We start from the raw sequence: 18887 nt of genomic DNA on the forward strand, positions 1-18887 counted from the left end.
TGGCCGGACATGATCTGCGGACTATCTTCCTTCTAAATACTCGACCACCCTATCTGTTTTGGGTGATTTTCTTTAGGATGGAATGGTTTAGTGTCGACGCAAATCAACCATCCGGGGGATGCCATGGCCGACGCCACGCTCGCAAATCGTATGCAACTGCCAAGACCGGACATCACGCCGGAAGAGGCAGCCGAAATCTTGCAGACGCATTACGGCCTGAGCGGGGCATTGAGCGAACTCGGCAGCCAGCAGGATCGCAACTACCGCATCAACGCCGGCGACAAGGCCTATGTGCTGAAGATATGCCGGGCTGAATACGAAGAGGTCGAGCTGGAGGCGCAGAATGCCGCCATCCGCCATCTCCATGCCAAGCCGGATGCGCCACGCGTGCCCGATGTCGTGCCGTCGCAAGATGGCCGCGACATCCTCGCCATTACCGTACGCGAACAGGATTACCTTATCCGGTTGCTCGGTTTCCTCCCCGGCCAGACGCTGACGCAGCGCAAACACCTGCCGGCCGCTTCGACGGCCGGGCTCGGTGCGCTTTCCGCCCGGCTTGCGCGTGACCTCGCCGATTTCGACCATCCGGGCCTGCACCGAAACTTGCAATGGGACCTGCGCCGCGCCGGACCGGTCGCAGTCCAGCTTCTGTCGGCGATTACGGATCATGAAGCGCGCGACCGCATCGCCAAGGCGATGGTGGCCGCGGTCAAGCGCATCCAGCCGCTGGCAACAGCGCTGCGCGTGCAGCCCGTGCATCACGACGTTACCGACGACAACGTCGTCAGCCACCCTGACGCCCACGGGCAGCCGGTGCCGGATGGGGTGATCGATTTCGGCGACATCATCCAGGGCTGGCTGGTGGGCGATCTCGCCGTCACCTGCGCCTCGCTGCTGCATCACGCCGACGGCAATCCGTTCCATATCCTTCCGGCGATCAAAGCATATCACGCGATCTATCCGCTGGAGGAGGCGGAGGCGAAGGCGCTGTGGCCACTGATCGTCGCGCGCGCCGTTATCCTGGCCGCCAGCACCGAACAGCAGCTCGCCATCGATCCCGACAACGAGTATGTACGCGGCAATCTCGATTTCGAGCGCGAGATCTTCGATGTCGCGACCAACGCGCAGCCGGACGTGATGGAAGCCGCGATCCTGCGAGCAATCGGCTTCGACGTCGCCCCGATCGCGACGGACGGCTGGTCGGCTCTGCTGCCTGATATCGATGCACAGGAGATCGTCGCGGTCGACCTTTCCGTCACCAGTCATGACTTTGTCGATGGCAACTGGCAGAAGCCGGACATGGACTGGCGGCTGCTGGCGCAGGCAGCCATTGCCTCTGGCGCGGCGGCAACCCGCTATGGCGAATTCCGCCTGTCGCTGGCCACGCCACTCAGCATGGCGCAACCACAGAGTTTCGCCTTGCACAGCGACGTTTGCCTGCCAGCCGGCGCGACCGTCGCGGCCCCCTTCCCAGGCCTTTTCCAACGTCAAGGGCAACATCTCGTCCTGATCGGCGAAGAGGTGAGCCTGCACCTCGACGGCATTGAAACCGACCTCGAGGACGGCATGACCATCGAGCAGGGCGCGGCGCTTGGGACGATCGGCAGCGAAGGATCGGCCATCGGCGGATTGCGCGTGCAGCTGTGCCGTGTGCCGGCATTGGAGCCACCGCTCTTTGCGACAGCGGACCAGGCGGATGGCTGGTCGGCCATTTGCCCCTCACCTGCCGCCCTCCTCAATGCAGCCTGCGAAGCGCCGAGGCCGGATGCCGCTTCACTGCTGTCCCTGCGCAACGCCCGTTTCGCCAAGCCGCAGAAGCATTATTACGAATTCCCGCCGCAGATCGAACGCGGTTGGCGCGAGTTCCTGTTCGACACGCAGGGCCGTTGCTATCTCGACATGGTCAACAACGTTACGACGCTCGGCCATGCCCATCCTCGGCTGACGGCCGCCGTCGCCCAGCAATGGTCGTTGCTGAATACCAACTCCCGCTTTCATTACGCCGCTGTCGCCGAGTTTTCCGAACGGCTGGCGATGCTGGCGCCGGAAGGGCTCGACAGCGTCTTCCTCGTCAACAGCGGCTCTGAGGCCAATGATCTCGCCATCCGTCTTGCCTGGGCGCATACGGGCAAGAAGAACATGCTTTGCCTGCTGGAGGCCTATCACGGCTGGACCATCGCGAGCGACGCCGTCTCGACCTCGATTGCCGATAACCCGCAGGCACTGACGACCCGGCCCGACTGGGTGCACCCGGTCATTTCGCCCAACACCTATCGTGGCGCGTTTCGCGGCCCTGACTCAGGCGCAGATTATCTCGTCGACGTCGCCGAGAAACTGCAGGCCATCGACGAAAAGGGCGAAGGCCTTGCCGGCTTTATTGCGGAGTCGGTCTATGGCAATGCCGGCGGCATTGCCCTGCCCCATGGCTATCTGGCTGGCGCTTACGAAGCCACCAGGAAGCGCGGCGGCCTCTGCATCGCCGACGAGGTGCAGGTGGGCTATGGCCGGCTCGGCGAGCACTTCTGGGGCTTCGAGACGCAGGGTGTCGTGCCTGATATCATCACCATCGCCAAGGGCATGGGCAACGGCCATCCGCTCGGCGCCGTCATCACTCGCCGCGAAATCGCCGAATCATTGGAGAAGGAAGGTTATTTCTTCTCCTCGGCCGGCGGCAGCCCGGTGAGCTGCGCTGTCGGCCTTACCGTTCTCGACATTCTAAAGGGTGAAAATCTGCAGGAAAACGCCCGCGTCGTCGGCGACCGGCTGAAAGCCGGGCTGATCGCGCTGATGGATCACTTCCCGCTGATCGGCGCCGTGCACGGCACCGGTCTTTACCTCGGCGTGGAGTTCGTTCGCGACCGTGAAACGCTGACGCCTGCCACCGAAGAAACGGCTGCGATCTGCGAGCGCCTGCTCGATCTCGGGGTCATCATGCAGCCCACAGGCGATCACCTGAATGTGTTGAAGATCAAGCCCCCGCTCTGCCTTTCGGCCGATAGTGCGGACTTCTTCGTGAAAGCCCTGGAAAAGGTGCTCGAAGACGGATTTTGATCGGCCGGGCGAGGCCGTTAACCATTGGGGTAATTTAGCGGCGAGTGAATTTTAATGCCGCCGGGGGATTGTCGAATCTCCCGGCAATTCCTATTTGCTTGTCGGTGATCGGTAAGCCGTTCCGGCAGAGGAAGATGGTACGGATATAAGTGCCTCCTTCCTTGCAATTAGCCAGATACGGAATTTTATTTTACCGATCGTCGACATTTTGACATCTTTAGGAATATGTTTCCGGAGATAAAATTGTTATTGTCTACTAATATAATAGACAATGACGCACTCGTTCACCGGCTCCTTTTCGGAGCTTAACAAGTACAACACCAACCAGGGACGTGACATGCAGAATTTTAAGATCATCGCTTCGACCCTTGGCTGGTCCATGCTTGGCCATGACCGCTCGGGCGCGCTCTCCAGCCCGCGCTGTCGAATGTGACGTTCGTCCCCTAATCGGATTCAAACAGTCAATTCGCCATATCTGCACCGATAGCGGTGCGGAGGGAGTCTATTTATGAAGAAGCAAGTTATCGAATACGCCGGCGTTCCCGTCGGCATCGTCGTTCCCGACCAGGATCGGCTCAAGTTCATCGCTGTAAAATATCACGTCCACGATCTGGACGAGCAGCATTTCAGAAACGCAGACGAAGTGAGACTCGCAATCCGAGATCTCCTCTCTCGCCAACAGGCTAAGCCGATCCACGTTTGATGGATCGGCTTAGCCGCCACTTTTGCATTCCAATCATCCGCCCTCGCCCTTCGAGGGTCGCTATGCTCCCACCTCAGGGTGCGGGCTGATCTTTCCGCTTCAATCCGCCGGGCTTATCCTGCCGGCGTTTCCAAGATCGGATTTTGGTTGTAGCTCGACCTAATGGTCGCTCCGCCCTCATGGTGACGTGGCCCGAAGGGGCCTCGAACCACGAGGGTCGGCCCCAACCAGCCCCATACCCACCTTGTCTTTTCCCCCTCTTTGCGGTCCTATCGCCATGGCAACCCGGCGCTGCCACGGCGATAGGATTTTTCATTGGCTGACCTTCTCAATCTCCTGACCGATATCGAAGGCGTCGCCGTCGGTCATTCCACCGATCTTGGGCTCGGCTCGGGCGTCACCGCCGTCATCTTTGACGAACCGGCGGTCGCCTCCTGCACCGTACTCGGCGGCGCGCCGGGTGGGCGCGACACGGCACTGCTCGATCCGGCAATGACCGTCGGCACGGTTGACGGCCTTGTTCTCTCCGGCGGCTCGGCCTTCGGGCTCGATGCGGCCGGCGGTGTGCAGGCGGGCCTAAGGGACATCGGTAGAGGACTGCAGGTCGGTAACGCGCTGGTGCCGATCGTACCGCAGGCGATCCTCTTCGATCTCATCAATGGCGGCAACAAGGACTGGGGCCTGCATTCGCCCTATCGCGACATGGGCTATGCCGCCTTCAAGGCAGCCGCCAAAGGGCCGTTTGCGCTCGGCACCGTCGGCGCCGGCACGGGAGCCACGACTGCAACGGTGAAGGGTGGGCTCGGTTCTGCCAGCGCCGTCAGCAGCAAGGGATACAAGGTCGCCGCCATCGTCGCCGTCAATGCGCTCGGCTCGGCGACCGTCGGCGACAGCCAGCATTTCTGGGCGGCACCCTTCGAGGAGAGCGGCGAATTCGGTGGGCTCGGCATGCCAAAAGCCATCGATACGCGGTTGCGGCTGAAGGGCACCAATATCACCGCCACTACCATCGGCGCTGTCGTCACCGATGCGCAGCTGACCAAGGCGGAGGCGCACCGCCTCTCCATCTCAGCCCATGATGGCTTTGCCCGAGCGCTTTTGCCGACGCATCTGCCGCTCGACGGCGATACGATCTTTGCCGCATCTACCGGCAAGCACGCCCGCGACGACATGCCCGGCTTCATGGAGCTTTGCCACCTCGCCACCATCGTCATGGCGCGCGCGATTGCCCGCGGTGTCTATGAGGCAACGGCGCTGCCGATCGAGGGCACGCAGCCGGCATGGCGGGATCGCTTCGCCAAGCCTGCCGCCTAGCCGGAGATTTTGCGCATGCAGCTCCGGGCGCTGATCTATTTCGATGAGCTGGTGCGCACCAATTCGATGCGCCAGGCCGCCGAAAACCTGAATGTGGCGCCAACGGCCATCAGCAGGCAGATCGAGAATCTCGAACACCACTTCGGTACGCAGCTCGTCGAGCGCAGCGCCCGCGGCGTCAAGCTGACGGCGGCCGGCGAACTTCTGGCCGCCCGCGCCGGCCGGACGCTGCGCGAACTTGAGCATGTGCATCAGCTGATCGAGGACCTGAAGGGCCTGCAGCGTGGCCGCGTCAGCATCTATACCAATGGTGCTGCCGTCGCCAATATCCTGGCGCCGGCGCTTGCCGAATTCAGCCTGCGTTATCCAAGGCTTCGCTTCGAGGTCACCATCACCAGCGCCCGCGGCGCCATCGAAGCGGTCAACAGTGCCGCCGCAGATATGGCGGTGACGTTGTTTGCGCCGCCGCTTTCTGGAACCAAGGTGCGGCTGCGCGCCGAACTGATCTACGACGTGATCGTTGCGGCCTCCCATCCGCTCGCGGACGGCAAGGAGGTCGCGCTCGCCGAAATCGCCATGCACGCGCTTGCCGTTCCCGACCGCTCCTTCGGTGCGAGGCAGGCCTTCGACGCGCTGTTTGCGCGTGAGGGATTGACGCTCGATCCGGTATTCGAGACAGGCTCGCTGGAAATGCAGAAGGAGCTGGTGCTGCGCGGCGCGGCGATCACCATGCTGCCGGCGCTGACTGTTCAAAGAGAGATCGCGGCGGGCCAGCTTGTCGCCCTGCCGGTCGCTGATGGCAAGGGGGTGAAAACGCCGATCGACCTCTGCGTCGCGCCCGACCGCCAGCTATCCTTTGCGGCGGGCAAGCTACTTGATTTCATCGAGCGCTTCATGCGCCGGCAACTCACCGCCAAGGGGAAGCAAGGTTGATCGAACCCTCATAATTAAGGAAATCCGGTATAGCGATATCGGCTACACCGAGCACACATTTTCGGAATTGTGTGTGCGCTTGCGAGATGACACTATCCTGGAAAAGACCGCGGGCCGGGGGAAGCCGGACTAGCGGGCAAAAGCAAGGGAACTGAAATGACCACGTTTTTACGCCCGAGCCTCGGCGATTTCGCGCGCCGCCTCGCCTATGGCACCGCATTTTCCGTCGGGCTGCTGATGCTTGGCCTGACACCTGCCGAAGCTGCCAAGACCACGCTCAATCTCGGCATGAGCGTCGAGCCGACCGGGCTTGATCCGACGATCGCCGCGCCCGTCGCCATCGGTCAGGTCACCTGGCAGAATATCTTCGAGGGGCTGGTTGCCATCGACGAAAGCGGCAAGATCGTGCCGCAACTCGCAAAGAGCTGGGAGATCTCGCCCGATGGACTGACCTATACGTTCAAGCTGCAGAGCGGCGTCAAATTCCATGATGGCGAGGCCTTCGATTCGGCGGCGGCGAAATTCGCGCTCGATCGCGCCCGCGGCAAGGATTCCGTCAACCCGCAGAAGCGCTTCTTCGCGACCATCGCCTCGATCGATACGCCGGATTCCGAAACGCTGGTGCTGCATCTTTCCTCGCCGACCGGCAGCCTGCTCTACTGGCTCGGTTGGCCTTCTTCGGTGATGGTCGGGCCGAAATCCTCCGCCAACGACAAGACGACACCCATCGGCACCGGCCCGTTCAAGTTCTCAGCCTGGGCGAAGGGTGATCATGTCGACCTCGTCAAGAACCCGGACTACTGGAACAAGTCCGTCGACGTGAAGCTCGAGAAGGTCACCTTCCGCTTCATTTCCGACCCACAGGCGGAGGCGGCGGCGCTGAAGGCCGGCGATCTCGATGCGTTTCCGGAGTTCGCCGCGCCCGAGCTGATGAGCTCCTTCGACGGCGATGCCAGGCTGATGACCAAGGTCGGCAATACCGAGCTCAAGGTCGTGGCCGGCATGAACAACACGCGCAAGCCCTTCGACGACAAGCGCGTTCGCCAGGCGTTGATGATGGCGCTCGATCGCAAGACCATCATCGAAGGCGCCTGGTCGGGCTTCGGCACGGCGATCGGCAGCCACTACACGCCGAACGACCCCGGCTACAAGGACCTGACCGGCACGCTGCCCTATGATGCCGCCAAGGCCAAGGCGCTGCTTGCCGAAGCCGGCTATCCAAATGGCTTTACCTTCACCATCAAGACGCCGCAGATGGCCTATGCTCCGCGCAGCGCCCAGGTGATGCAGGCGATGTTTGCCGATATCGGCGTGACGATGAATATCGAGCCGACGGAATTTCCGGCCAAATGGGTGCAGGATGTCTTCAGCGGCCGCAACTACGACATGACCATCGTTGCCCATGCCGAACCGCTGGATATCGATATCTATTCGCGCGATCCCTATTACTTCAACTACAAGAACCCGGCCTTCAACGAGTTGATGAAGAAGATCCAGCTCACCGCCGATCCGGCCGAGCAGAACAAGCTTTACGGTGAGGCACAGACCATTCTTGCGGAGGATGTGCCTGCGCTCTTCCTCTTCGTCATGCCGAAGCTCGGCATCTGGGACAAGAAGCTGAAAGGTCTCTGGGAAAACGAGCCCATCCCCTCGAACGTGCTGACCAACGTATCCTGGGAAGACTGACCGCTCCAACTGTTTGATTGGGCATGATCTTGGTATTTCTTTCGCGCACGGCGACTAACCCCTTCTCCCCACTGGGGAGAAGGTGCCCGATAGGGCGGTTGAGGGGGGCGAGGGATAAAATCCCGAGCGCCTTGAGCGCAAGCAAGAGGCAATCTTCGGCGTGGCAGCCCCCTCATCCGACCCTTTGGGCCACCTTCTCCCCGTTGGGGAGAAGGGGAGTTCAAAGCGCGCGCCGGCTCCACACCCTTAGCCGGATCGACCTGGCCATGGACATGCTATGATCGCACTCCTCATCCGTCGTATTTTCGGGCTTGTCCTGACGCTGATCGCGGTGTCGCTGCTGGTCTTCGTGGTCATGGCGCTGCTGCCAGGCGATCCCGCCGCCATCACGCTCGGCACATCGGCAACGCCGGAAACGCTTGCCGTGCTAAGGCACGATATGGGCCTCGACCAGCCGCTGATCGTGCGCTACGGGCAGTGGCTTGCCGGTGCTCTGACCGGCGATCTCGGCAAGTCCTATACCTATGGTGTCCCCGTCGCTGGCCTGATTGCCGAGCGGCTTGCCGTCACCTTGCCGCTCGCAGCCCTCGCAGTCATACTTTCTGTCCTTATCGCCGTTCCCCTTGGCGTTGCGGCTGCCGCAAGACGCGGCGGCGTCTTCGATATCCTCGCCACGCTGTTTTCGCAGATGGGCATTGCCGTGCCCGGCTTCTGGGTCGGGTTGCTGCTGGTGCTGCTGTTTGCAACCTCGCTCGGCTGGATGCCGGCCGGCGGCTTTCCCGGCTGGGGCAATGGGCTCTGGCCGGCGATGAAATCGCTGGTATTGCCAGCCGTCGCCCTTGCGCTACCACAGGCGGCGGTGCTGACAAGGGTCACGCGCTCGGCCGTGCTCGACACGCTGCATGAGGATTTTGCTCGCACGGCGCTTGCCAAGGGTCTCTCTCGAAGCCAAGTGCTCTGGGGGCATGTGGTGCCGAATGCTTTGGTGCCGGTGCTGACCATTCTCGGGCTGCAATTCACCTTTCTGGTCGCCGGCGCGGTGCTGATCGAAAACGTCTTCACCCTGCCCGGCCTCGGCCGTCTCGCCTATCAGGCGCTCAGCCAGCGCGACATCATCGTGCTGCAGGATGTCGTGCTGTTCTTTGCCGGCCTTGTCATCGTCGTGAACTTTCTGGTGGATCTGTCCTATCTCGTGATCGATCCCCGGCTTCGGGCTGGAGGCGCGCGATGAGCATCACCGAAAGCGCCGCCGCCCGCCCCTCCCGCTCTCGTTTTCGTGGGCTTCGCCGTGCCAACCTGATCGTCGGGGCAATCATCATCCTCGCCCTTGTCGGCGTCGCCATTCTCTCGCTGTTCTGGACGCCGGTGCCGCCGGCGAAGATGCAGATCCTCCACAAACTGCAGCCGCCCTTCGGCTTCGGGCTTCTCGGCACGGATCAGCTTGGCCATGACGTGCTGTCGATGCTGATGGTCGGCTGCTGGAATTCGCTGTCGATCTCGGTCCTGGCGGTCGCCATCGGCGGTACGCTCGGGACGATCGTCGGCGTTACCGCGGCGGCGCAACGCGGCATTTTCGAAGCACTTGTTATGCGTGCCTGCGATGTGGTCTTCGCACTGCCGCCCATCCTCTCGGCGATGATTCTCGGCGCGTTTCTCGGGACGGGGCGGACAACCGCAATTCTGGCGATCGCCGTTTTCATGGTGCCCGTGTTCGCCCGCGTCTCCCTCGGCTCGGCGCTACAGGCCTGGAGCCGTGACTATGTGCTGGCCGCGCGCGCCATCGGCAACACCCAATTTTCCATCACAATGCGCCATGTGCTGCCGAACATCATCAGCGGCATTATCGTGCAGGCGACGATCCAGCTCGGGCTGGCGATCCTGACAGAGGCCGGGCTCGCCTTTCTGGGCCTCAGCGTGCCGCCGCCGGAGCCGACCTGGGGGCGGATGCTCGCCGATGCCCAGACCTATTTCCATGCCGCGCCGTGGCTCGCCCTCCTCCCGGGCCTTGCCATTGCGCTCTCCGTCCTCGGCTTCAACTTGCTCGGCGGCGGCCTGCGTGACCTTCTCGACCCCCGCGAGACGGCGCGCTGATCAAGATATGAAGAGTATGAACCATGACCGAACCGACCGATCTTTCCATCCGTGAACTCAAGCGCAAATTCTCCGACAAGAGCCTGTCTCCCAGCGAATACTGGCTGGCGCTTGAACAGCATATCGAAGCATGGGAGCCGACCATATCGGCGCTCTATGCCTATGATCCCGAGGATGCGCGCAAGCAGGCGGCCGCCTCGACGGAGCGTTGGGCTAAGGGTGCGCCGCTGGGGCCGCTCGACGGCATTCCGGTCACGCTCAAGGAGCTGATCGCCACCAAGGGCCAGCCGGTGCCGCTCGGCACGGCCGCAGTCGAGCTCGTTCCCGCAACCGAGGATGCGCCGATCGCCGCCCGCATGCGCGAGGACGGCGCGATAATCTTCGCCAAGACCACCTGCCCCGATTACGGCATGCTATCGTCAGGCCTTTCCAGCTTCCACAAGCTCAGCCGCAATCCTTGGGATCCCAGCCAAAATCCGGGCGGCTCCAGCGCCGGCGCGTCGGCGGCCGCCGCTGCCGGCTATGGACCGCTGCATATCGGCACGGATATCGGCGGCTCGGTGCGGCTGCCGGCCGGGTGGACCGGTATTTTCGGCTTCAAGCCGAGCCATGGCCGCATTCCGGTCGACCCCTATTATGTCGGGCGCTGCGCCGGGCCGATGACCCGCACGGTCGAGGATGCCGCCTTCTCGATGGCGACACTGTCGCGGCTGGACTGGCGCGATGGCACCAGCCTGCCGCCCGATAACATCGACTGGATGGATCTCCACATCGACGTGCGTGGCATGAAAATCGGCCTGATGCTGGATGCCGGCTGCGGCCTGCCCGTCGACGACGAGGTGCGCGATGCGGTGGTTGCTGCCGCCAGACGCTTCGAGGAAGCAGGCGCCATCATCATCGATGTCGCACCGGTGCTGACGCGGCAGATGCTTGATGGCCTCGATGTCTTCTGGCGCGCGCGCTTCTGGGGCGACATCGTCAGTCTCAGCGAGGAGCGCCGCAATGCGATCCTCCCCTACATCCATACATGGGCGAAGAGCGGCGCCGATGTCAGTGGCGTCGAGGCAGTGCGCGGTTTCAACCAGACCATAGAGATGCGCAAGAGCTGCGGCAGGCTCTTCACCCAGGTGGACGCCGTGCTGTCGCCGACCAACCCGATCGTTTCCTATCCGGCCGAATGGGCCTCGCCCACCAACGACCCCGCCTTGCCCTTCGAGCACATCGCCTTCACCGTTCCCTGGAACATGTCGGAGCAGCCGGCCTCTTCGATCAATTGCGGCTTCTCTCGTTCCGGCATGCCGATCGGCCTGCAGATCGTCGGCCCGCGCTTCGGCGACATGCTCGTGCTTCGTCTGTCCAAGGCCTATGAGGACTGGACCGGCGGCGTTACCAACTGGCCGAAGAAGCCGGGATAGGCGCGACAGACGGAAAGCCGGCTAATCCTGCATGAGCGGCAGGGAAAGGCCGATCTTCACACGATCCATCGCGACCAGCGATTTGAACTTCGTGACATTCGGATTGTCGTGGAAAAGACGGCGGCAGAGCGCCTGATAGTCTGACATGCTCGCCACCACCACGATGAGAACGAAATCCGCTTCGCCGGTCACCTGATAGCATTGCTGCACTTCCGATGCATCGAGGAAGCTGCGCTTTATCGCGTTTATAAGATCATAGCGCTCGTCGGCAATCTGCACTTCGACGATGATGGTGATCGGCAAAGCGACGGCCGCCGGATCAACCACCGCGATATTCGCCTGGATGACGCCATCGGCCTGCATGCGCTTGATGCGGCGCTGCACGGCCGGCGCCGATAGGTTGATCTGCTCACCAATCATGCGCTGCGGAACGGTATTGTCCCTTTGAAGAATATCGAGAATCGCCAGATCGAAATCATCAAGATCGGCGGATTTGCGCATTTCAAAACATCCTTACCGCAAAGAGGAAACAAAATTGCAAGAAAGCTGGCAAAATGGAGCCAAATCCTCTTCCCGCATGTACTAGGTTTGCGCCACAAATCACCTGACTTGCAAAGGCAAAAGAATGTCACGGCCAGACGCCAATTACGATACGCGCACTCCAGATCTTGGCGAAGGGACGGATATCAAATTCTCTGCCGGCGGCAAGATGGCACCTCACGACTCGAAAGGCTTTACGCTCGGGCTGGTGGCGATGTTGCTTGCGGCGCTGGCGATGAGCATTTCGCCCAGCCTCGTGCGCCTTGCCGATGTCGGGCCTTTCGCCAGCGCATTCTGGCGCGTCTTCCTGGCCTTGCCGATCCTCTGGGTCTGGATGCGCTATGCCGAGACCTCGGAGGTTGGTGCGCCCCGCGCCAGCTTCACAATGGCCACCATCCTTGCCGGCATTGCGTTTACGGGAGATCTGCTCTTCTGGCACCTTGCCATCCTAAAGACAACGATCGCCAATGCGACCTTCTTCGCAACCATGGCGCCGCTATGGGTCGTGATCTTCGGCTGGCTGCTGCTGCGGCAAAGGGTCAGCAAAGCCACACTCGTCGGGCTTCTCGTCTGCCTGGCTGGCGGCACGGCGCTTGTCGTGCAGAGCCTCGCTTTCAATCCGAGCCGCGCCGTCGGCGATGGGTTAGCGATCGTTACCGGTGCCTTCTTTGGCCTCTATTTCCTGGCGGTTGGCGCGGCGCGAGGCAAGACGAATGCCGCCCGCGTAACCTTCGAGCTCAGCATCATCACCTCGGCGATCCTGTTTCTTGTCGCCATCGTTTTCGAGCCGCGGATCTTGCCGCAGTCGGTATCCGGATGGTGTGTTCTACTGGCGCTTGGCCTTATCAGCCATGCCGGCGGTCAAGGCATGCTCTCGATAGCTCTCGGCCGTCTGCCGACGGTTTTCTCGTCGCTGGTCATTTTCCTGGAAACGATCGCCGCAGCACTTTTCGCCTGGATCCTGTTCGGTGAAAACGTCACGCTGATACAGGCCCTGGGCGGGATCATCATCGTCGCAGGCATCTGGATTGCCCGGCCGCGCACGCCGTAGAGCTTCACCCGATGAATGGGTGCCGCGACATTACAGCGTTGCGGCGCCCTTTTGCTCGGTGTCGGCATTGAGATCGTGCAGCGCCTTTTCGATGACGCGCAAATCGTCCTGAAGGCCGTCATCGGCGCTCATCGAGCTTTCGCTGCCGGCGCGCTGGACGCCACGCGCTTCACTTTGCAATTCGCGCAGCCTGTCGATCTTGCGGCTCTTGCGAATATGGCTGTCCAGCAGAATATCCCTGACTGTCTTTTCCATGGCCGTAACGGGCATGTGTCTTCCTCCTCTCGATAGGACATATCGATCAAAAGGAATAACGAACGAGCGAAAAGACTGTTCCGAGCAGGGATCAGCCGACGAAGCGGCGATAGCCGTTCGGCTGTTCGTAGAGCCAGCCGATGCGCTCGACGGCGGCAGCGAAATTCTCGCGCGCGACGGTCATCGTATGACCATTGGCATGGATGATCGTTTCCGAATCTTCCATCACGGCGACATGGCCTTTCCAGAAGACGAAATCGCCGCGCTTCAGCTCCTCTCGAGCGATCGGTTCGCCAAGACCAGCGGCCTGCATGTCGGTATCGCGCGGTGCTGCACGGCCCGTCATCGCCAGTGCCAGCTGCACCAGCCCCGAGCAATCGATGCCGAGACCGGAGCGGCCGCCCCAGAGATAGGGCGTCTCGAGAAAGCGCAGGGCGACGTCGACATAATCGCCGCCGTCATCATGACCGATCGGCTGCACATGCTTGGCGAAGATGGCGGTGCCGTCCTCCAGGACGACGTAGTGGTTGCCGCGCGCCTCGGCAGTGCCGGTGACACGGATGCGGCTGCCCATCGAGAGGATCGCAGCATGCGGCTTGCGCAGCTCCGGCTCGGGATAGAGGAAGGTGCGCTGCGGGATGACGATGTGCGTTGCCGCCGCTGCCCCTTCCTTGATCGCACTCTCGGGAAGATAGCCGACATAGTCATCCGCCAGGGACTTTACCCAGCACCAGCCGTTGCTGCGCTCGAAAACCGTCACCTCCTCGCCCATCAGCAGTTCGGTATCGATCCCGGAAGCAAGATCAGGCTTCGGGCGCAGCGCAATAACGGGTATTGCGATCTGCGCCTTGCTGCCTTCGACGAAGCGTTCGGCTTCGACCTTGCCTCTAAGGGAGGCCTCGGCGAGGTCAGGTCTGAAAGCGTTGAGGCGGCGGTCGAGCGTCATGACGAGTTCCCGAATTCATAGTTTGCGGCCGTGCTCGATAACGAGATCGCCGAGTTTTTCCAGATAGAGCGCGCCGGTGACGGTGCGCTTGATGATGACATTGCGGCGATCGCGATCGTCGCGCACGCGGTCGACCAGCCCCATCTCGCCCATCGTGTCAAGCGCGCGCGTGATGACCGGCTTGGTGACGCCGAGCGTCGCGGCTAGCCCGCGCACGGTGTGCGGCGGCGGCACAAGGTAGATCTGCAGCAGGATCGCCGTCTGCCGCAGCGTCAGATCATGATCCTCGCGGCGCACCTGAGCGAGCGTCACGCCATGCCAGAGGCCGAGAGCCTGCGAGGCGGAGAGATCAAGCGGCAAGGGCAACCCCGAAATCGTTACGCTACCGTTCCAGTCTCGGCCAAGATCGTGGCGGTTTCAAGGGGTGAATTTCCACATTATCCCTAGATAGACGTGACTGCGCAGTGCGTGGTGAGCGCACCCCCCTCTGTCACTGTCGTGACATCTCCCCCACAAGGGGGGAGATTGGTAACTCGCGGAAACGCCTTACCTCAAGCGAACATCGAATCCGTTGGGATTGCAGTTTATTGTCTTGCGAGTGACGACCCGCATGCTCCCAACGATCTCCCCCCTTGTGAGGGAGATGTCACGACAGTGACAGAGGGGGGTATCAGAGTCTCGGCAAGCTCAGAACCTGATCGACCCTACCGCACACTCTGCCTGATATGCTGATACAACGCCCGGATCGCCTGTGCCTCGCCGCCGCCGGGCGAATGAGGCCGTTCGCTCTGCGCCCAGCCGTAAATGTCGAAATGCGCCCAGCTCGGGGTTTTCGTCACGAAACGCTTGAGGAACAGGGCGGCGGTGATCGAGCCAGCCATGCCGCCTGAGGGCGCGTTGGTGATATCGGCGAATTTGGTGCGGATATCCTTGTCGTAGCCCATGTAGAGCGGCATGCGCCACAGCGGATCGTCCGTCTCCAGGCTCGCTTCTGTGAGATCGCGGGCGAGATCGTTGTCGTCGGTAAAGAAGGGCGGCAGGTCCGGGCCGAGCGCAACACGGGCAGCGCCGGTCAGCGTTGCCATGTCGATCATCAGGTCGGGCGCGTCCTCATCGGCATAGGCGAGCGCATCGGCCAGAATCAGCCGGCCCTCGGCATCCGTATTGTCGATCTGCACCGTCAGGCCCTTGCGGCTTTTGTAGATATCGCCGGGGCGGAATGCGTTGGCCGAAATCGAGTTCTCGACGACGGGAATGATGACGCGCAGGTCGACCTTGAGCTTGGCATCCATGATCATCAGCGCCAGGCCCATGACGTTGGCCGCGCCGCCCATGTCCTTCTTCATCAGGAGCATCGAGGATGCCGGCTTGATGTCGAGGCCGCCTGTGTCGAAGCACACGCCCTTGCCGACCAGCGTGATGCGGCGATGGCCCTTCTTGCCCCAGCGCATTTCCAGCAGGCGCGGCGCATCGGCGCTGGCACGACCGACAGTGTGCACGAGCGGGAAATTCTCCTTCAGCAGATCGTCGCCGATGATGACCGACATCTCGGCCTTGTAGTGCTCGGCAAGCGCCCGGAAGGCGGCCTCGAGCTGTTCCGGCCCCATGTCGTTGGTCGGCGTGTTGATGAGATCGCGGGCGAGGAAGACGCCGGCAAGCTGGCGCTTGATATCGGCGGCATCGGCGTCACGCGGGATCATCAGCGTCGGTGCCGCCGCCTTTTCCGATTTGTAGCGATCGAAGCGGTAGCTACCGAGACCAAAGCCAAGCGAAAGCCGGTTCGCCGTCAGCGGCGCCGTCTCGATATGCCAGTCGCCCGCCGGCAGGCTGCGCGCCAGCCTGCCCGTCAGGAAGGGTTGCTCTGATGGGTTAGAGCCGAGGCCAAACAGTGCGCCGCCGAGATGACCTTCGGCTGTCGGTATCAGGAGCAGGGAGCCGCTATCCGCCTTGTAGCCGGCCTTGCGAGCCCAATCGAGCGCGATGGGATCGATGGTGCCGGTTTCTATGTGTGCCGGCGTGACGGCAAAGATCGGCAGCGTTGCGCCACCCTTCGAATTGAAGGGCGTCGCGCGCTCGATGAACTGATAGGGGGCCATGACTATCCTTTGACGATGACTTCAGGGAATCGAGAGTTAACCATCTGTTAGGGTTAACAGATTATTGCTGGAGCGAACATTGCGTCGAACCTTTCCCTGTTCCGATTCTAGGCCGGACGCAAGATTTAGGGATTCAGGGATAAGCGTCATGTCCGCCGGTTCAACCACGTCTTTGCTTAGAACCTTCCTTTTCCGGGGCGCTTCGGCGGCACTTCTGGCGCTCGCACTCGCAGGCTGCTCGACAACCGGAAAAGACAGGATGACGACGGGCTCGATCCCGACGGCACCGAAGGCTGCCATCGATAGCATGAACAGCAGCGACCTGGCACAGGCAACCGCGAGCCTCGGCAAGGCCTATGATGCCAATCCGAAAGATCGCAACGCCGGCGTCAACTATGCAAACGCCCTGCGCATGAGCGGCCGCAACGACCAGGCGCTCGCGGTGATGCAACAGGTCGCGATCAGCAATCCGACCGATCGTGAAGTGCTGGCAGCCTACGGCAAGGCGCAGGCAGCGGCAGGCCAATTGGAAGAGGCGCTGTCAACCATCGACCGCGCACAGACACCAGATCGCCCCGATTGGCGCCTCGTTTCCGCGCAGGGCGCGATCCTCGATCAGCTCGGCCGCTCCGCCGATGCACGTGGCAAATACCGCGACGCGCTGGTGCTGGCGCCCAACGAGCCGACGATCCTTTCCAACCTCGGCATGTCCTATGTGCTGACGGGTGATCTCAAGAATGCCGAAAGCTACCTCCGCTCAGCCGTCGGCCAACCCGGCGCCGATAGCCGCGTGCGGCAGAACCTGGCGCTGGTCGTCGGTCTGCAGGGCCGCTTCGCCGAAGCCGAGCAGATCGCCCGGCAGGAGTTGACGCCACAGCAGGCAAACGCCAACGTCGCCTATCTGCGCTCCATGCTGGCGCAACAGAACTCATGGCAGAAGCTCGCCGCCGGCAACGATACCAGAAAAGCCGTTCAGTAGAACTCTTTGGCAAGGTAAGCGGCGCTCGTTTCTGAAACCATGCGACCGCTCCTCGCGCACTCAGCGCCAGATGTGCCGCGGCAGACCATCCATCACCAGCCGCGCTCCAAGCGCCCCGATGATGGCGCCGGATACTCTATCGATCCATAGCTTCGATCCGACATAGAACGCACGCGGGCGGTTGGACGAAAAGGCCAAGGTCACGACCGTGTACCAGCCCACCTCCACCAGGAAGACCGCCGGCGGAACCGTCAGCAGCAGCCAGGGCGCAGGAGCGGCTGGAAGAAGCGCCGCGAAGATACTGCCATAGAATATGGCGGTCTTAGGATTGCTGAGCTGTGTTCCAAGCGCAAACAGGAAATTGCGCATGATGCCACCTGCTGCCGGTGTGGCAGGGGCGTCGATCGGAAGAGCATCGGCCGCGTGACGCCAGATGCGGATGCCGACATAGATCAGATAGAGCCCGCCAGCCACTTTCAGGGCAAGATACAGCCACTCGACCTTCATCAAAAGCGCGCTCAGACCGAACAGGGCCAGGGTCGCGAAGATGACGCTGCCGGTTCCCATGCCGAAGGCGGCGGCAAGACCGGCCTTGCGTGAGCGGGAGACGGCAATGCGGGACACGAGCACGAAACTCGGCCCGGGGCTGACGGCCCCGATGAAAACAGCGGCGATAACACTGAAAAATATGGCTATGGATGACATGCGGCACCTCCAACGGGTCTGCAAATCCGCCCGGCGCAGACGCTAGCCTCCGAACACTTTCGGGAGCGCCATCCGCTTAGGCTGCAGGGCCTTCGGATCGAAGGTTAATCACGCTCCCGCCTTGGCGGCAAGCTTGCTGGTCAGAACTTGTCCATGGCCTTGAGGATAGCCGGGCCGAGAATGACCGCCATCAGGACCGGCAGGAAGAAGATGATCATCGGCACCGTCAGTTTCGGCGGCAGGGCGGCCGCCTTCTTTTCAGCCTCGTTCATGCGCTCGTCGCGGCCTTCCTGCGCCATGACGCGCAGAGCCTGCGACAGCGGCGTGCCGTAGCGCTCGGCCTGAATGAGAGCCTGCGTGACCGATTTGACGAGCTCGATCTGCGTGCGCGTGGCAAGATTGTCGAATGCGGTACGGCGATCCTGCAGAAAGGAAAGCTCGGCCGTCGTCAGCACCATTTCCTCGGCGAGTGCGGGGGATTCTTCCGCCATCTCGTCCGCGACGCGGCGCATGCCGGCTTCGATCGATATGCCCGATTCCACGCAGATCAGCATCAGGTCGAGAGCATCCGGCCAGGCGCGCTTGATCGACTTCTGGCGCTTGGTCACCAGATTGGAAATATAGATATTCGGCGCGTAAAAGCCGAGATAGGCCATGACGATGACGCCGAGAATTCGGATCGGCAGTGGCCTCGAGGCGAAATAGCCCAGACCGAAAACGACGAAAATGGCCGCGGCAAAGAATAGGAACGGCAAAAGGAACCGCGCCAGCAGAAACATGTTCAGCGCGTTTTCCGAACGCAAGCCGGCAGCGCGCAGACGATTGACGGTATTGGCGTCAACCAGCGCGTTGCGCAGATTGAAGCGCTCGACGATCTGACGGACGTTGCGGTTGTTCTGGTTGCGCAGCGTCGCCTTGCCGCCCTCGGCGGTCAGCCGCGCCCGCTCGCGCGCGCGGATCTGCTCGCGCTCGGTCGACACGGCCTTCAGCCGCTTGCTGAGATCGCCGCGCTCCAGCATCGGCATGGCAATCGTATAGAAGGTGGCGAAAACCGCGATCGCCACGACAACGGCGAGGATGGTTCCCGGATCGGTCAAACTGGCAGCCAGATCAGACATGGGC

General features: G+C 62.0%; 17 protein-coding genes. 10 read left to right on the plus strand and 7 right to left on the minus strand.

All coding sequences use genetic code 11. From position 1 onward, the window contains the following. Positions 1 to 123: 123 nt before the first annotated feature. The 8 genes from A6U86_RS32805 (at position 124) to A6U86_RS32840 (ending at position 11193) form a co-directional block, all read left to right on the plus strand. Positions 124 to 3051, plus strand: coding sequence for an aminotransferase (locus A6U86_RS32805; protein WP_068401176.1), 2928 nt, complete (start codon positions 124 to 126; stop codon positions 3049 to 3051). Between the two features lie 508 nt (positions 3052 to 3559). Continuing rightward, on the plus strand, positions 3560 to 3754 hold the full coding sequence (locus A6U86_RS32810) for a hypothetical protein (protein WP_034489296.1): 195 nt from the start codon (positions 3560 to 3562) through the stop codon (positions 3752 to 3754). Between the two features lie 315 nt (positions 3755 to 4069). After that, positions 4070 to 5068, plus strand: a complete 999-nt coding sequence (locus A6U86_RS32815) for a P1 family peptidase (RefSeq protein ID WP_068400824.1) — start codon at positions 4070 to 4072, stop codon at positions 5066 to 5068. Positions 5069 to 5083: 15 nt separating this feature from the next. Then, positions 5084 to 6001, plus strand: coding sequence for a LysR family transcriptional regulator (locus A6U86_RS32820; protein ID WP_068400826.1), 918 nt, complete (start codon positions 5084 to 5086; stop codon positions 5999 to 6001). A gap of 156 nt (positions 6002 to 6157) precedes the next feature. Next, the gene (locus A6U86_RS32825) at positions 6158 to 7687 is read left to right on the plus strand and encodes an ABC transporter substrate-binding protein (RefSeq protein ID WP_068400828.1); all 1530 of its coding nucleotides are present in this window, start codon (positions 6158 to 6160) and stop codon (positions 7685 to 7687) included. 277 nt (positions 7688 to 7964) lie between these two features. Further along, a complete protein-coding gene (locus A6U86_RS32830; RefSeq protein WP_068400830.1) occupies positions 7965 to 8918 on the plus strand; it encodes an ABC transporter permease in 954 nt (317 codons plus the stop codon). Then, on the plus strand, positions 8915 to 9778 hold the full coding sequence (locus A6U86_RS32835) for an ABC transporter permease (protein ID WP_068400833.1): 864 nt from the start codon (positions 8915 to 8917) through the stop codon (positions 9776 to 9778). Before A6U86_RS32830 ends, A6U86_RS32835 begins: the two co-directional genes overlap by 4 nt. A gap of 23 nt (positions 9779 to 9801) precedes the next feature. Continuing rightward, the gene (locus A6U86_RS32840) at positions 9802 to 11193 is read left to right on the plus strand and encodes an amidase (protein ID WP_068400834.1); all 1392 of its coding nucleotides are present in this window, start codon (positions 9802 to 9804) and stop codon (positions 11191 to 11193) included. A gap of 21 nt (positions 11194 to 11214) precedes the next feature. On the opposite strand, the gene A6U86_RS32845 is transcribed toward A6U86_RS32840, so the two are convergent. Continuing rightward, positions 11215 to 11694 carry an Lrp/AsnC family transcriptional regulator gene (locus A6U86_RS32845; RefSeq protein ID WP_068400837.1) on the minus strand — a complete coding sequence of 160 codons (480 nt, stop codon included), beginning with the start codon at positions 11692 to 11694 and terminating at the stop codon, positions 11215 to 11217. A gap of 124 nt (positions 11695 to 11818) precedes the next feature. Between A6U86_RS32845 and A6U86_RS32850 the strand changes: the two genes are divergently transcribed. Continuing rightward, positions 11819 to 12784 carry a DMT family transporter gene (locus A6U86_RS32850; RefSeq protein ID WP_068400840.1) on the plus strand — a complete coding sequence of 322 codons (966 nt, stop codon included), beginning with the start codon at positions 11819 to 11821 and terminating at the stop codon, positions 12782 to 12784. A gap of 30 nt (positions 12785 to 12814) precedes the next feature. On the opposite strand, the gene A6U86_RS32855 is transcribed toward A6U86_RS32850, so the two are convergent. From A6U86_RS32855 to A6U86_RS32870, 4 genes are all read right to left on the minus strand, one after another. After that, on the minus strand, positions 12815 to 13054 hold the full coding sequence (locus A6U86_RS32855; protein ID WP_068400842.1) for a hypothetical protein: 240 nt from the start codon (positions 13052 to 13054) through the stop codon (positions 12815 to 12817). A gap of 76 nt (positions 13055 to 13130) precedes the next feature. Beyond that, positions 13131 to 13985 carry an NlpC/P60 family protein gene (locus tag A6U86_RS32860; RefSeq protein ID WP_068400845.1) on the minus strand — a complete coding sequence of 285 codons (855 nt, stop codon included), beginning with the start codon at positions 13983 to 13985 and terminating at the stop codon, positions 13131 to 13133. 15 nt (positions 13986 to 14000) lie between these two features. Then, complete coding sequence (locus A6U86_RS32865; protein WP_047634989.1) at positions 14001 to 14345, minus strand: helix-turn-helix domain-containing protein; 345 nt, start codon at positions 14343 to 14345, stop codon at positions 14001 to 14003. A 344-nt stretch (positions 14346 to 14689) separates the two neighbouring features. Next, on the minus strand, positions 14690 to 16081 hold the full coding sequence (locus A6U86_RS32870; RefSeq protein ID WP_068400848.1) for a M17 family metallopeptidase: 1392 nt from the start codon (positions 16079 to 16081) through the stop codon (positions 14690 to 14692). A gap of 148 nt (positions 16082 to 16229) precedes the next feature. Between A6U86_RS32870 and A6U86_RS32875 the strand changes: the two genes are divergently transcribed. Next, positions 16230 to 17060 carry a tetratricopeptide repeat protein gene (locus A6U86_RS32875; RefSeq protein ID WP_068400851.1) on the plus strand — a complete coding sequence of 277 codons (831 nt, stop codon included), beginning with the start codon at positions 16230 to 16232 and terminating at the stop codon, positions 17058 to 17060. A gap of 60 nt (positions 17061 to 17120) precedes the next feature. On the opposite strand, the gene A6U86_RS32880 is transcribed toward A6U86_RS32875, so the two are convergent. Beyond that, a complete protein-coding gene (locus A6U86_RS32880; protein ID WP_068400854.1) occupies positions 17121 to 17765 on the minus strand; it encodes a LysE family translocator in 645 nt (214 codons plus the stop codon). A gap of 140 nt (positions 17766 to 17905) precedes the next feature. After that, complete coding sequence (locus A6U86_RS32885) at positions 17906 to 18883, minus strand: type II secretion system F family protein (RefSeq protein ID WP_068400858.1); 978 nt, start codon at positions 18881 to 18883, stop codon at positions 17906 to 17908. Positions 18884 to 18887: the final 4 nt, after the last annotated feature.

Origin of the sequence: Rhizobium sp. AC27/96, assembly GCF_001692325.1 — a bacterium.
Lineage (GTDB): Bacteria > Pseudomonadota > Alphaproteobacteria > Rhizobiales > Rhizobiaceae > Rhizobium.